Origin of the sequence: Dyadobacter sp. 22481, from assembly GCF_052044875.1 — a bacterium.
Lineage (GTDB): Bacteria > Bacteroidota > Bacteroidia > Cytophagales > Spirosomataceae > Dyadobacter > Dyadobacter endophyticus.
On record NZ_JBQENV010000002.1, the window covers coordinates 118376 to 132059 of the forward strand.

The following is a 13684-nucleotide window of genomic DNA, read 5'->3' on the forward strand; positions in this document are numbered from 1 at the left end:
ACTAATTACAGCAGGTGAGAAGTCTGTCCTTTTTTAAATAAAAACGTCTTTTTTTCGGACTGGAACTTAACGTTTGTCATATTCACCTGATCGTCAAAAACTTCCATAAGCGTAACGTTCAAAAGCTTGCAGCCGTTCAAAGTGCCCTGAAAAGGGATTTCGAGGTAAACCCACGTCGCATCCGCCTCCTGTTCTTTCCCGACATATTTGATAGGGGTATTTTTTTTCTGACTATCTGTCAAAACAAATGATTTACGAATGTACTCCTCGACGAAGCGATCATTTTGATCATTGTCTTTGATCACAAAACGTTGCTTGGAATGGCTTTCAGACAATGCTTTTTCGAGATCGTCCGTAAATATTCGGATACTTACCTCAAACACCCGGGACGTCGCATTGTATTGCATCTGCGTCACCGAAACGTGATAATCGTGCTTGGGGATAAAAGATAACAGTAGTAGGGAGGCAAGGAGGAAAGGGAGGGAACGGAAGAAGGGGAGGAAAGGGAGGAAGGGGGAAAGGGAAGAAAAAGATGAGGGAGAGAATTTCCTTTTCTCCCCTTCCTCCATTCTCCCTTTCCTCCCTTTCATTAAAATACTGCTTTCCATACGTCGTTGAAAATGGCGAAGGCCATCAGGCCCAACAGGAGGACCATACCTACTTTTTGAGCGTTTTCAAGGAATTTGTCGGAAGGCTTGCGGCCTGAGATAATTTCGTACGAAAGGATTACCGCGTGACCGCCATCCAGTGCGGGGATCGGAAGTGCGTTCATGAAGGCGAGTACCATCGACAGCAAGCCGGTAAGCGACCAGAAACGGCCCCAGTCCCAAACGCCGCCGAACATACGTGCAATGCCGATCGGCCCGCTCAATGCTTTGGAAGCCGAAACTTCACCGCGGAATATTTTACCGAAACCTTTGATATTGTTATACACCACCCCGAAGGCATTTTCCGTGCCAATTGCTACGGCTTCGCCGAAAGTGTAGTTCACAGTCGTGAAATGGAGCAGGGTTTCAGGATAGAAACCTAGCGTGCCGTCTTCGGTCACTTCTACTTTCAGGGTCTTTTGTTGCGCGCCGCGCTGTACGACCATTGTCGTAGCCTTGCCTGCAAGGGTTTCCAGCTGCGCCTGTAATTCGTGGAAGAATTGAATAGGCTTGCCGTTAATCGAAACCACCTTGTCGCCGGGTTCCAGGCCAGCTGCTTCCGCAGGCATTCCGGGAATCAGTTCACCAATTTTGAATGGCTCCAACGGAAGGATAAAATTGCGTTTCTCGTCAGGGTCGGAGAGTTTTTCGATGAAGTTGTTCGGGATTTCGATCTGAATCTCCTGGCCGTTGCGGCTAACGGTGTACGAACTGTTGCTGCCGAGGAAAACTTCGGAGCTAACCAGTTCATTGTAATCCGTAAAAGGTTTCCCGTTGACGCGGATCACCTTGTCGCCGGTTTTTAGGCCCAGTTCCTGCGCAAGCTCACCTGCTACAATACCATATTTGTTTACCTCGTCGATTGACAGGAACTTCTTGCCATCATGATAAGCGATGGCGATGAAGATGATAATACCAACGATCACGTTCACGATAATCCCGCCGAGCATGACGATCAGCCTTTGCCAGGCCGGTTTGGAGCGGAATTCCCACGGTTGTGGCTCCTGGCTCATCGATTCGGTGTCCATCGACTCGTCGATCATCCCGGAAATCTTTACGAACCCGCCAAGCGGGATAGCGCCTATACCATATTCTGTTTCACCTTTCTGAAAACTGAAAATTTTAGGAGGAAAGCCTATAAAGTATTTTTCAACCCTCATTCCGAACAATTTTGCGGCGGCCATATGGCCCCACTCATGCAACCCCACCAGGATCGACAGGCCCAGGATAAGCTGCCCTGCCATGATCAATATTTCCAATGCTTTCTGTAATTCCATTCAGGTTTTGTAATCGTTACGGGTTAATTGTTAAGCAAAAAAATTCGATCTCCGCTACCGGATCAGTGTTTTAAACGTAAATGTAAACAGTAAAGTTACGCAAAACCTCCAACAACCGTGCAAATGCCCGGTATCAGTGTGCGAGCGGGGTTTTATCGGGCCCGATAGCGATGCCCATCATCCGCATCAGCTCCGAAGCGTTGAAACTACGGCAGATGCCTTCATGCAAACGGTAGTCGAAATGCAACTGACCGTTTTCTACATCCGACCGGAAGTGGAAGTTGTAGATGTAGGTTTCGGTTGCGCCCCATTCGCCGAGTTCCAGATCGTGCGTGGATACCATACCGGATGCATTTTTGAAATGTAACTGGCGGACAAGCGCCTCCGCTCCCCGGTGACGGTCGGCGGAGTTGGTGCCTTTCAATATCTCGTCCAGAAGATAGAAAACCGGTGCCCGGTGCTGCTCATCGGCCAGCAGGAGCAACTTTCGCAACCTTTTCAGCTCTGCGTAGAAGGACGAAGTGCTTTCTTCCAACGAATCCTGCGTGCGCATACTGCTGAACACGCGCACAGGCGAGCACGCGAATGCGCCTGCGCTTACGACCGCTCCCATTTGTGCGAGCACGAGGTTCAGGCCTATTGTTCTCAAAAATGTGCTTTTACCCGACATGTTCGAGCCGGTCACGAGGATCGTCTTGCCCGTGCCCTGCATTGCGAAATTGTTGCTGATCCGTTTTGCAGCTGGAATCAGTGGATGGCCAAGGGAGGTGGCACCGACCGTGGCTTCGGAGGCGTCATGAACCTGGGGCACAATGTATTCCGGATTGGCAAACGCATGACCGGCCAGGCTATTCATCGCCTCGGTATCGGCCAGCACGTCGAGCCAGTCGGTCAGGTGCTGGTGGTGCGCGGCTTTCCAATTTTCAAGGGCATTAAGAATATGCATATCCCAGAGCGTAGGGATGCCGACGAAAATGGCGAAATAAGGGTTGTTACGGTAATCGAGCTTTTCGAAGAGGTTACCAGCCGTTGCCAGCGCTGCCGACGAGCCGGCAATCCGTTCTTTTCGCGATTGCCACCAGGCCGAATGGTAAGGTGCGGATTCCGCTTTTTGCAATAATTCGGCGTAAGCCGTCAGTGTCCGGCCCATGGAAGTCGTGCTGTTGGCGAGCACTTTTACATATTCGGCATAGCGGGCCAATATGAAAAGATGGATGGCAAGGCTCGCGAGCATGGCAATGCCCGGCACTATGCCCGTGAAATACAACACTGCAATAACAAGGGTTACCAACGGGTACCAGCGCCATAGTAATGTGTTGCGCAAAGGCGCCGGGAATGTTTCGGCGACCCATGACTGGAATTGGCCCACATGTTTTGCGGCATGTTCGTGCAACAGTGCAGTCGCTTCCCATGCCTGGATCCGTTCAGGGTGCCGGCTGAAATCGGCGGAGGCTTCCTGCCGGAGGGTCACCTCAGGCGCATCGGCGGGATTTTTGAGCCAGTTGGCTAGCCGGCGGCTTCCTTCGGCAGTGCGGGTGCGGTTGAGGAGCTTGAAAAGAGAATATTCTCCGAAAATGTCGAGGTCGTCGGAATAATTATGGTCCTTTTCGCGGAATTCGGCACCGGTATCGGGCCTTTTGAACCGCAAGTCGAGGCGCCCGAGCTCGTCTTCGTTGATGGCGACCAGGTTTCGCTGGAAATTGCGGTTGATACGGGCCTCCTGCTGTTTGCGCATCAGGATCAGGAAGGTCGGCAGGAGTATCAATATGCCTATTCCCCAGAATCCTACGCCGGTTTTATTCCAAACCACTGCCAATATCACCATTCCGGCAAATGCAGCCAGCCGTAGCAGGGCAATATTTTTGAATCTTTCATGCTCCTTTTGTTCCGCGGCTGTCGCTTTTTCTTTTTGTATTTGAAAAAATGCGTGTGATGCGGAGTGATTTGGCTCAGCGTTTTTCATGAAAGGTTTTCAGCGGTTTCGAATTGAAGTTTAATGAGTTTGGCATATACGCCGTCGGGAACGGTGCTCAATGCCTGGTGCGTGCCCGACTCGGCGATCCGGCCCTCGCGCAAGACGTAGATCATATCGACCTTCCTGATCGTAGCCAACCGGTGGGCGATGACGATGGTCGTGCGGTTTTTCATTAATTCATCCAGCGCGACCTGCACCAGTTTTTCGGATTCGGCGTCGAGCGAGCTTGTGGCTTCGTCGAGAATAAGGATTTTGGGATCTTTTAAAATTGCCCTGGCAATGGCAATGCGCTGCCGCTGGCCACCAGAGAGCTTGATACCCCTTTCGCCTACAATCGTTTCAAAACCTTCGGGAAAAGATTCGATAAATTCCAGCGCATAGGCGCGCTTCGCCGCATCCACAATGGCCTCCCGCGAAGCCGAAGGCTCTCCATAGGCGATATTCTCATAGATCGTCCCGCCAAAAAGCATTACTTCCTGCGGCACTATCGCGATGTTTTTCCGCAATGCTGAAATTCCGTATTCCGGCAGCGGCTTACCGTCGACGAGGATTTCGCCGGACTGGTATTCATAAAATCGCATGAGGAGCTGCACGATAGTCGATTTGCCGGCGCCGCTGTAACCAACCAATGCAATTTTTTCACCCGCCTGCACGTCCAGGGACACCCCTTTCAAGACCGGCAGGTCTGCACGCGATGGGTAAGCGAAATGCACATCCTGATAAGTAATGCGACCGTCGATATGCCCGGCAACCGCATTTTGCACCTCGTCGACGGAAACCTCGGATGTTTCCCCCAGAATCTCGAAAATACGTTCCGAGGCGCCGACTGTCCGGTTGATCTGCGCGTACAAATCGCCCATTCCACTGATGGACGCCCCGATGAATGTGGTGTAAAGAATAAATGTAAAAAGGTCGGACAGCCCGAACTCGCCCGCCTGCACCAACGCTGCTCCGTACCAGATCACGCCCACAATCCCCCCGAACATGGCAAATATGATAAAGGAAGCGAAACCGCCCCGGAACCGCGCGGCATACAACGTAAGATCGACGACGCGGCCGAGGATCGTCCGGTACCGGTTGATTTCCAACGGCTCGTTGGTAAATGCTTTCACCACATTGACCGACTGCAGTGTTTCTTCCACCACCACATTAGCGGCTGCGAGCTGGTCCTGCGCCTTGCGTGAGAGCCTGCGCGTGTGGCGTCCGAAGAATACCGAAGCAAATGCGAGCACCGGTACGGTCGCGAGCATGAAAAGCGTGAGTTTCCAGGAAGTATAGAACAAAATGGACATGCCGACGATCAGCGTCGCGGCCTGCCGGAAGAGTTCTGCAAGTGTAAATGACAGCAATCCGGCGAGTTGCGAAACATCGGAGGTAATGCGGCTTGTGAGCTCGCCTACGCGATGTTCTTCGAGGTACGGCACAGGTAATGTGATAATCTTGCTAAAAACATCCAGGCGGATATTGTTTACAGCCTTTTCACTGACTTTGGAAAAAAGATAGATCCTGAAAAACGAGAATATCGCCTGCCCCAGCAACACGAGGAAGAGCAGTAAGGTGATTTGATTGATCGTAAACTGCGATTTACCCTCAATTACCTCGATAATGCTTCCCACAAGCTTCGGAAATGCGAGCGACGTACCCGTCGACAACGCAAGAAACAGCATTCCGGCCGCGAACGTCATGCGGTAGGGGCGGAGATAGCGCAGCAGGTGAAGCGTAATTTTCAGGCCCTCCCACTTGATCTTTTTTACTGCAAATGGAGATTTTACATCGTTGGCCATTGTATGTGATCAGGTACAACCGGAAATGAACGGTTCCGGGTTTTGGTAAATATGGATAGTAGCCTGCAAAAGTAAGCAATAATTTAAAGCGACTCCGGGCAAGGCATTATCGTCAAGTTTACGTGCGATTGTGGCTAAAAATTCATAAATTTTCAATGAACGGACCGTGTACCTTTTTGCCGGTGAAAAAAATGTTGTAAAAAACTTGCAGCCCCCAGGCAACCCTGTTTTGGATTTAAACGTATAAGTTCAAAAAAGCAAATAGCATGCCCGAGTATAACTCCGCCGTTCTTCAAGAACTACTCGACGGCTGTTTACAAAAAAACCGCCGCAGTCAGGAGCTGTTGTATAAACAGTTTTACGGCTATGCTATGAGCATTTGTTTGCGCTATACACGCAGCCGGGAAGAGGCGAAAGAAATACTCAACGATGGATTCTTGAAGGTTTTCACGAAGCTTGACAGTTTCGATGCAGGTCGGCCATTTAAAACCTGGTTGAGTAGAATCATGATTAATACAGCCCTCGATCATTATAGACAGGAAGTTCGCAGAGATGTTTTTGACGACGTGGAAGTCGCGGAACAGGTGTCCGTCGACGAAACGGTTATCAGTAAGCTTTCCCACGATGAGCTGGTCGGATTGATCCAGCGCCTGACACCGGCATACCGACTGGTATTCAGTCTATCGGTTATTGACGGTTACACACACGAAGAAATTGCAGAACAACTGAATATTTCGGTTGGAGCGTCAAAATCCAACTTGTCGCGTGCAAGGGAAAAGTTGAGAGAAATGTTATCCAAGATTAATATTGACGACTATGATAGAGTTGCCAGATGACGAACTGGACAAGCTCTTCAGAAAGTCATCAGAAGAGCTTGATCCGACATACGAACCCGATGACTGGAATGACCTGCGGAAGCGACTCGACCAGCAGGACGGGAAAACTCCGGCTGCGTGGTGGCGGAAATGGTGGCCGCTGGGTGTACTGGCACTGCTGATTCCCGCCGGGATTGTGCTTTACTCTTATGAAGGGGAGAATGGAGGAAAGGAGGAAGGAGGAAGGAATGTTGATTTGAGAGATGAGAATGGAGGAACGGAGGAAAGAAGTTCCGGGCGTGATGTGGTTGAAGGTAAGTCAGGTAGCACGTCAGAAGTAGTCAGGGAGCCAGGTGGTGCGGCTGAGGGTGCAACAAAAGAAGATGCGATTGTGGATAATGGCACACCGGCTGTTGATAAAGAAACCGCTGCTGTTGATAATGGGAATAAACGAGTTGAAAGCGATAATGGGGTTGTTGATAAAGGGAATGCTGTTGTTGATAAGCGCAACGAATCTGTTGGCAACAGCGGTAAAGTTGCTGACAACACGAAAACGAATATTGGCGGTAAGTTGAAATCCGGTTCCAAAGCGACTGGTAAATCTTCCTCTAAATCAGAATTGAATGCTGCCGTTGTTAATGGCAGAAAACTATTGCCCCGGAGCCGATCTAAGGCAGGCGGAGTGTACTTAGAGCCTAACCGCTCAAAGGTGGAAGGAGGCGACGGGGCTCTTTCTATTACAAATAATGCGAATGCGAAGGGCAGAGAGACGTCAATGCCACAAGCAACCGGCCAGCCGATAGGCGCAAGCGAATCGGTGACGAAGGTCGACGAGCCGGGCCGCACCTTAATTTCAGCATCCGCATTGAACAGTAAAGCGCTGAAATGGAATGCATTGCAATTGCCCGGAATTTCCGAGCCGGTGTATGAGCTGGCGGAGCCGCCTGCGCCGGCAAAGCAATCATCGATGTCGGCAGATGATCAGCCGCTTGTAGCAGTCAGATTCGGCTATTCACCAGACCTGAGTACGGTTGGATTGAAAAATTTTTCAAAACCGGGAACGTCTGTGTCGCTGTTGGTGGAGTATTCGCTTTTGCCAAGATTGTATTTGCAAAGCGGTGCTGTTTGGAGCAGGAAAGACTATTCCGCATCGGCAGAGGCTTATCAATTGCCCAAATACGGCTGGTACCCTCCGTTGGCGCTAAGTGCAATAGATGGCGTGTGCAAAGTGCTGGAAATACCGCTGAATGTGCGATATGACATTAAATCCGGGGAAAGGTCGCGCTGGTTTGCGTCAGGTGGTTTTTCATCCTACCATATGAATAGTGAGAAATACAAATACCATTACATCGACCCTAACGACCCTAACGCTCAAAAGTGGCCGGATTGGAAAGGTAAAACCGGCTGGTATCTGCTCAGCCACGCCAATGTTTCGGCCGGCTACGAATACCGAATATCCCGCAAGCTATCCCTGCTTGCCGAACCATCGATCCGGATGCCGCTTAAACGTGTCGGTTACGGAAAAGTGAACCTCATTACCACCGGCCTCTGGCTGTCAGTGCGCTACACCCCTGTTTTCAAGTGAGCACTATGCCCACATTAGCATTGAATTAAGTCTACCAATTAATTTTTATTTACTATGAACTCAATTGAAAAAGGAAGCATGAAAAGAGGCGAATTCCTGAGAAGCCTCGGGCTCAGCACCTCAACGTTAATGGCATTCTATTGCCTCGGCACCACTATGACGGCCTGCGGTTCCAAAGACGATGATCCCAATCCGGATCCGGACCCAAATCCAGGCGGCGGAGGTGGTAGCGGAATCACGGGCACGACAACCGGCACTGCGATCAATTTTACTGTTGATATGGCCAATTCAAACAATACAAAGCTGAAAACCAACGGTGGTTTTATTATCACGGGTGATGTGCTGGTAGCAAAGACCACGGCTGGTAGCTACATTGCTTTGAGCAAAATCTGTACACACGAGGGAAATCCGGTTGCATATAGGTCGGGATCCAACGACATTTTCTGTCAAACCCACGGTTCCACATTCAGCATTGCCGGAGCCGTGACGAATGGTCCCGCTGCTACCCCGCTCAAAACGTATACAGTAACCGTTTCCACTGACGGGAACACTTTAACAGTGAAAGCTTAATCTGAATTGATCATGAAAGTACTCCGCCTACTCGTGATGTTGATGTGTTCGTCAACAGTTTTATATGCACAGGATGACTTGCTGAATGAGCTGTCGAAACAGGACAGCGCGCAGACAATTCCGGTAACCGCTACTTTTAAATCGACCCGCGTTGTGAATGGTCAGTCGGTGGAAACGATGAAAAAGAAGCACCTGGATCTGCGGATATCACACCGTTTCGGTAAGCTGAATTCCGGGGCCTACCAGTTCTTCGGGCTCGACCAGGCCACCATGCGACTGGGTTTCGAATATGGATTGACGGACGATCTGATGATCGGTGTCGGCCGCAGCACGTCACAAAAAGTGTATGATTTTTTTGGTAAATATAAATTACTGAAACAGACCTCAGGTGCGCGGAATATCCCGGTTTCGGTGACGTTGTTCGGCGGAACGGGGGTAGCTACGGTGGATAAGGAGCGGGAGTTTCAGGACAAGCTGTATTACACGGCTCAGGTGCTGATAGCGCGGAAATTCGGGGAGCGATTGTCGCTTCAACTGTCGCCAACCTATTTGTACCGGACGATGCCGGACGTAACGGGCGATGAAAAAGTACTGTTCGCGGTGGGGATCGGAGGACGTTTCAAGCTCTCGAAACGCGTGTCGCTGAACGGTGAATACTTCTATACGGCCCGCGAAAAGAATACGTTGACAGCCCCTTACCACGATTCGATGTCGTTCGGCGTGGATATCGAAACCGGCGGGCACGTTTTCCAACTGCATTTTACCAATTCCCTCGGCATGATCGAAAAACAGTTTATCGGCGAGACGACCGGAAGCTGGGGTAAAGGGGATATTCATTACGGGTTCAACATTTCCCGTACATTCAGCTTTGACAAGAAGAACAAGAAGCAGCCAAACTGATCCATACTATGAAACTGCATTTTTTTCGCGTGGCCTGTCTGGCCATGTTCAGTACCGCTTTGCTTTCCGGGACCGCTTTCGCACAAATGTTCGCCACTTCCGGCGGCAATACGAAGTTCTCGGCATCGACACCTTTGGAGAATATCGAAGCAGAGAACAAAAAGTCGCAGGTGATCCTCAACACGGCCAACAACGAGATCGCGATCAGGATGAATATGCGGGAATTTTCCTTCCCTAATAAACTGATGCAGGAGCATTTCAACGAGAACTATATTGAATCGGAGAAATACCCGACGGCGACGTTTTCAGGCAAGGTCGATAAGGCGCCGGATTATACTAAAGACGGAGATTACGACGTGTCGGCGACCGGGAAGTTTACGGTTCATGGTGTTGCGAAGGAGCGGACGATCAAGGGGAAAATGAAGATCGACGGCGGCAAGATCACCATCAATGCCGATTTCGAAGTAGCACTGGTCGATCACAAGATCGACGTGCCGAGTGTGGTTTTTGTAAAAATCGCGCAGATCATCAAGGTGAAAGCGCAATATATATTGGCTCCTTATAAAAAATGATAAAGACCTGCGTTCCGGCAACGTTCTGAAAGTTGCCGGAACGCAGGTCTTTATTAAAACTGTGGGGTATTACAGACTTGGTAAGCCTTTCTTGAACTTGCCAAGTCTTTTTTATTACCTTCTGCGACGCCGGCGGGCAGGCTTTCTTTTGCGCACTACCTTTTTCCTCACAGTTGCTTTTTTAACGGTCGTTTTACGAACCGGTGCGGCTACGGCCTCTTCTTCCTCTTCATCTCCCACGGCCTCTTCGGTCGCCGCAGCTGTTTCGGCTATCGATACGGTTTCATTCGTTTCTTTCTGATCGACGTAAGGCAAACGCACCGCCGCTATTTGCTCGATATTTGCAGTGTTTTCGATCGGTCTAAGCCTGTAAGCGTACGAATACGTTTTTGCAGGTAGCAGGTATGCGCCATGCACGCGGGGCGACCAGCTGTCGTCACCGCCGAGGCCCATTTGTGCGAGGTCAATATTCACTACCGTCGAAGTGCCGCGGTTCAAAACTGCCGCGCGGCGTTTGGCGGCGAGCAGGTCTTTGTCCGTATAGTCATGGACGTTGAAATTGAATGCAGTATCGCTCACCACGAGCAGCCCGATGCCTTCTGCATTGGTAACTGTTGCCCATCGGATGCCTGTTTTGTTGCCGTTTTCCTGCGGGGTGATGTACGGGAAATGCTGCTCAGCCACTGTTCCGGTGTAAATGCCCACCTTTCCGCTCGTTTTCCGATCGGCATAAGTTTCGTGCGGGCCGTTGCCGTACCATTGTGTTTTGGTAAATGTGGCAGGCATGCTCAGCTGCATTCCTACCTTGGCGAGCGGTGGCCATTCGCCACGGGGAGTAAATGTGTTTTGCACATGAATATCACCCGATGCATAGACCATATACACCGATTGCACGTCCATCTCGCCTTTTGGTTGTTTCAATGTCTGGTTAAGCGTCACCTTGTAGATCTGCGCTGTCAACCGTTGGGTTTTCATTTCCGAAGAAACACGTTCCAGGGTATCCAGCGTAACGTTGCGCCACTGGGCTGCATAGCTTTTCGCTGCACCGCCTTCGTCGTTATCGGTCGGTACGCGCCAGAAATTCGCATAAGGGCCGCTTTCGAGCATTTCCTCCTTTTTATTTTTGAAGGAAATGATCCGGCCTTCGTTTTTGTCAAAAACCACGGTGAAATCCTGACCTGAAATCTGCACGCGGGCGGCTGTTACCTGTGCGATGCGGAGCGGTCGTTCGCTGTATAGGCTGAGATTTGGCCGTGGAGCAGCCGGTTTGATCACCGGCACCTGATGCCATGCCACCTCATGCCCTTTCGGCGCCCAGCGTGTCGCTTCTTTTAATCTTAAACTAAGGTTCAGGAAATACTCGGCATTGGGTTTTGCCGAAGCGGGGAGTTCATAAGGAATGGTAATCTGCTGTTTCTGGCGGGCCAGTGCATGCAAATTGGTAATACTTCCGCCTTTGCCAACAGCCTTGCCGTTTTCAATCACCGACCAAACCAGTTCGAATGCATTGAGTGATTGGAAATCGTATGCATTATGCAGTGTAATGTTCTTTTCGCCAGCTTTAAGGGAGTCTAGTATTTCAAATTTTACATATTGATAAATCTTCTTGACCTCGTTCAGCTCAGGCTGGGGCGTGCGGTCGGGATTCACAAGGCCATCGCCGGCATTAGCGCCGTCAATGTAGTTGAAATAATCCCAGTAATCGGTGCCGTCCGGGCGTTTCAGTTTTAATCCCTGATCCACCCAGTCCCAGATGAAGCCGCCCTGCATCGTGGGGTATTTTTCGATGAGGTCCCAATATTCTTTAAGGTTACCAATGCTGTTGCCCATTCCGTGCGCATACTCGCAAACGATCAACGGGCGGGTTTTGTCTTTTTTAACCAACTCCACCATATCCTGGATGGACGGGTACATAACTGACATAATGTCGAAACTGCTCAGCGTCGTCGGTTTATAATCCTTGCGTCCCTCGTAATGGACAGGCCGCGTAGGATCGGCGAGCTTGATGAAATCGCCCATATCCGCGAAATTCTGCCCCATTCCGGACTCGTTGCCCAGCGACCAGATGATCACCGACGGGTGATTTTTATCTCTTTCGACCATCGCATTACCCCTGGCAAGAAATGCAGCGCGCCATTGCGGGTTATCGGCCAGGATGATGTTCTTGCTCCAAAGCTCATGGCTTTCGATATTCGCCTCGTCCATCACGTACAGGCCATATTGATCACACAGGTCGTACCATTCGGAGGTATTGGGGTAATGCGAAGTCCGCACGGCGTTGATGTTGTGCTGCTTCATTAAAGTTATGTCCCGGATCATCGACTCGCGGCTGATTACCCGGCCCGTTTCAGGGTCGAATTCGTGTCGGTTTACTCCTTTGATGGTCACGGCTTTTCCATTCACGAGCAGCTGCCCTCCTTTGATCTTCACATCCCTGAAACCCACACGCTGGCTGGTCGCTTCGAGGACTTTACCGTCGGAGTTCATGAGCTGGACGGTGAGCGTGTACAAGTTCGGGGTTTCCGCGCTCCATTTAGCGGGGTTAGGGACTGGCATTTCTGCACGCACCGCGCCTTCTTTACCCATTTCCAATGTGCCGATCATCTGGCTAACGGGCGTCGCCACCACGGATTTGGAAGCATCGTACAATGTAAAAAGCACCTGATGTGCATGAATGGGCTGCTCGCCGTAGTTTCTTACATACGCATTCAGTTTCAGCGTGGCGTTTTCGTGATTGGCATCGAGGATGGTTCTGACGGAATAATCGGTAAGGACCACTTTGGGCAAAAGCAGCAGATTTACATCCCGGAAAATGCCCGAAAGCCGCCAGTAGTCCTGGTCTTCGAGGTAGCTGCCATCGGACCAGTTGATCACTTCCACCGCAAGGTTATTTACACCCGGCTTTACATCTTCTGTCACGTCGAACTCAAATGGCGTCATGCCATCCTCGTGGTAACCGATCGCTACGCCGTTCAGCCACACATAGCACGCTGATTGCACACCGCCGAAATGCAGGAACATTTGCTTGTCCTTCACATCCGGCGAAACCGTGAAAGTAGTGCGGTACATGCCCACCGCATTCGTATCGGCGGTAATGCGTGGAGGTGTCGCTTTGAACGGATGTTTGATATTGCTGAAAATAGGCCGATCATATTTGCGGCCCTCGCGTGCGCCTACGACCTGCCAATTGGACGGTACAGGGATGTTGTCCCAGTTCGCATCGGATATGTTGGGGTCGTAAAAATTCAGCTGTGCTTTCGACGGGTGCTGCGCCCATTTGAACTTCCACGTACCATTCAGCGATTGCACGAACGGGCTTTTTTTGTCTATGGCCAGTGCCGTTTTTTCTGTCGGATAAGGGAAAAAATCGGCATGGGGCTTCTCGGTATTGATGCTGATGACCTGTGGGTCCTGCCACTCAGGAATAGCCTGGGCGTGAACGGCCTGGTTCAGAATTTGTATTAAAAAAAGCAGTATCGTAAGTCCGCGGGAGGTAGAAAAAGACATATGAATGACCAGAAAGCACTCGTTTTTATTTCGGGGGCTAAAATTAGGGATA

10 protein-coding genes are annotated in these 13684 nt (G+C 50.5%); 5 read left to right on the forward strand and 5 right to left on the reverse strand.

The annotated features are described in order from the left end of the window. Nucleotides 1–5: 5 nt before the first annotated feature. The 4 genes from ACTJJJ_RS10625 to ACTJJJ_RS10640 form a co-directional block, all read right to left on the reverse strand. Nucleotides 6–590 (reverse strand): DUF6702 family protein, encoded by a 585-nt coding sequence (locus ACTJJJ_RS10625; RefSeq protein WP_229223340.1) that lies wholly within the window; start codon nt 588–590, stop codon nt 6–8. Then, nucleotides 590–1906, reverse strand: coding sequence for an RIP metalloprotease RseP (gene rseP, locus ACTJJJ_RS10630; RefSeq protein ID WP_188939030.1), 1317 nt, complete (start codon nt 1904–1906; stop codon nt 590–592). Before rseP ends, ACTJJJ_RS10625 begins: the two co-directional genes overlap by 1 nt. A gap of 151 nt (nt 1907–2057) precedes the next feature. Continuing rightward, nucleotides 2058–3887 carry a MutS-related protein gene (locus tag ACTJJJ_RS10635; RefSeq protein ID WP_440701762.1) on the reverse strand — a complete coding sequence of 610 codons (1830 nt, stop codon included), beginning with the start codon at nt 3885–3887 and terminating at the stop codon, nt 2058–2060. After that, the gene (locus ACTJJJ_RS10640) at nt 3884–5683 is read right to left on the reverse strand and encodes an ABC transporter ATP-binding protein (protein WP_426292606.1); all 1800 of its coding nucleotides are present in this window, start codon (nt 5681–5683) and stop codon (nt 3884–3886) included. Before ACTJJJ_RS10640 ends, ACTJJJ_RS10635 begins: the two co-directional genes overlap by 4 nt. A gap of 266 nt (nt 5684–5949) precedes the next feature. On the opposite strand from ACTJJJ_RS10640, the gene ACTJJJ_RS10645 reads away from it, so the two are divergent. The 5 genes from ACTJJJ_RS10645 to ACTJJJ_RS10665 are packed head-to-tail and all read left to right on the forward strand — an operon-like array spanning nt 5950 to nt 10125. Further along, the gene (locus tag ACTJJJ_RS10645; protein WP_188938932.1) at nt 5950–6519 is read left to right on the forward strand and encodes an RNA polymerase sigma factor; all 570 of its coding nucleotides are present in this window, start codon (nt 5950–5952) and stop codon (nt 6517–6519) included. Further along, on the forward strand, nt 6500–8083 hold the full coding sequence (locus ACTJJJ_RS10650; RefSeq protein WP_440701763.1) for a hypothetical protein: 1584 nt from the start codon (nt 6500–6502) through the stop codon (nt 8081–8083). Before ACTJJJ_RS10645 ends, ACTJJJ_RS10650 begins: the two co-directional genes overlap by 20 nt. 54 nt (nt 8084–8137) lie before the next feature. Then, nucleotides 8138–8653 (forward strand): ubiquinol-cytochrome c reductase iron-sulfur subunit, encoded by a 516-nt coding sequence (locus ACTJJJ_RS10655; protein WP_440701764.1) that lies wholly within the window; start codon nt 8138–8140, stop codon nt 8651–8653. A gap of 12 nt (nt 8654–8665) precedes the next feature. Beyond that, on the forward strand, nt 8666–9553 hold the full coding sequence (locus tag ACTJJJ_RS10660; protein WP_440701765.1) for a DUF5777 family beta-barrel protein: 888 nt from the start codon (nt 8666–8668) through the stop codon (nt 9551–9553). Between the two features lie 8 nt (nt 9554–9561). After that, nucleotides 9562–10125 (forward strand): YceI family protein, encoded by a 564-nt coding sequence (locus ACTJJJ_RS10665; RefSeq protein WP_188938928.1) that lies wholly within the window; start codon nt 9562–9564, stop codon nt 10123–10125. 114 nt (nt 10126–10239) lie between these two features. Here the strand turns inward: ACTJJJ_RS10665 and ACTJJJ_RS10670 are convergent, their stop codons facing one another. Further along, nucleotides 10240–13632: a glycoside hydrolase family 2 TIM barrel-domain containing protein gene (locus ACTJJJ_RS10670; RefSeq protein WP_440701766.1), complete on the reverse strand. Its 3393-nt coding sequence runs from the start codon at nt 13630–13632 to the stop codon at nt 10240–10242. Nucleotides 13633–13684: the final 52 nt, after the last annotated feature.

Bases quoted from the DNA above. Each gene is read 5' to 3' on its own strand.
- ACTJJJ_RS10640 (WP_426292606.1), bottom strand. From the start codon at position 5,683: ATGGCCAACGATGTAAAATCTCCATTTGCAGTAAAAAAGATCAAGTGG.
- ACTJJJ_RS10660 (WP_440701765.1), top strand. From the start codon at position 8,666: ATGAAAGTACTCCGCCTACTCGTGATGTTGATGTGTTCGTCAACAGTT.
- ACTJJJ_RS10625 (WP_229223340.1), bottom strand. From the start codon at position 590: ATGAAAGGGAGGAAAGGGAGAATGGAGGAAGGGGAGAAAAGGAAATTC.
- ACTJJJ_RS10670 (WP_440701766.1), bottom strand. From the start codon at position 13,632: ATGTCTTTTTCTACCTCCCGCGGACTTACGATACTGCTTTTTTTAATA.
- ACTJJJ_RS10635 (WP_440701762.1), bottom strand. From the start codon at position 3,887: ATGAAAAACGCTGAGCCAAATCACTCCGCATCACACGCATTTTTTCAA.
- ACTJJJ_RS10645 (WP_188938932.1), top strand. From the start codon at position 5,950: ATGCCCGAGTATAACTCCGCCGTTCTTCAAGAACTACTCGACGGCTGT.
- ACTJJJ_RS10665 (WP_188938928.1), top strand. From the start codon at position 9,562: ATGAAACTGCATTTTTTTCGCGTGGCCTGTCTGGCCATGTTCAGTACC.
- ACTJJJ_RS10650 (WP_440701763.1), top strand. From the start codon at position 6,500: ATGATAGAGTTGCCAGATGACGAACTGGACAAGCTCTTCAGAAAGTCA.
- ACTJJJ_RS10655 (WP_440701764.1), top strand. From the start codon at position 8,138: ATGAACTCAATTGAAAAAGGAAGCATGAAAAGAGGCGAATTCCTGAGA.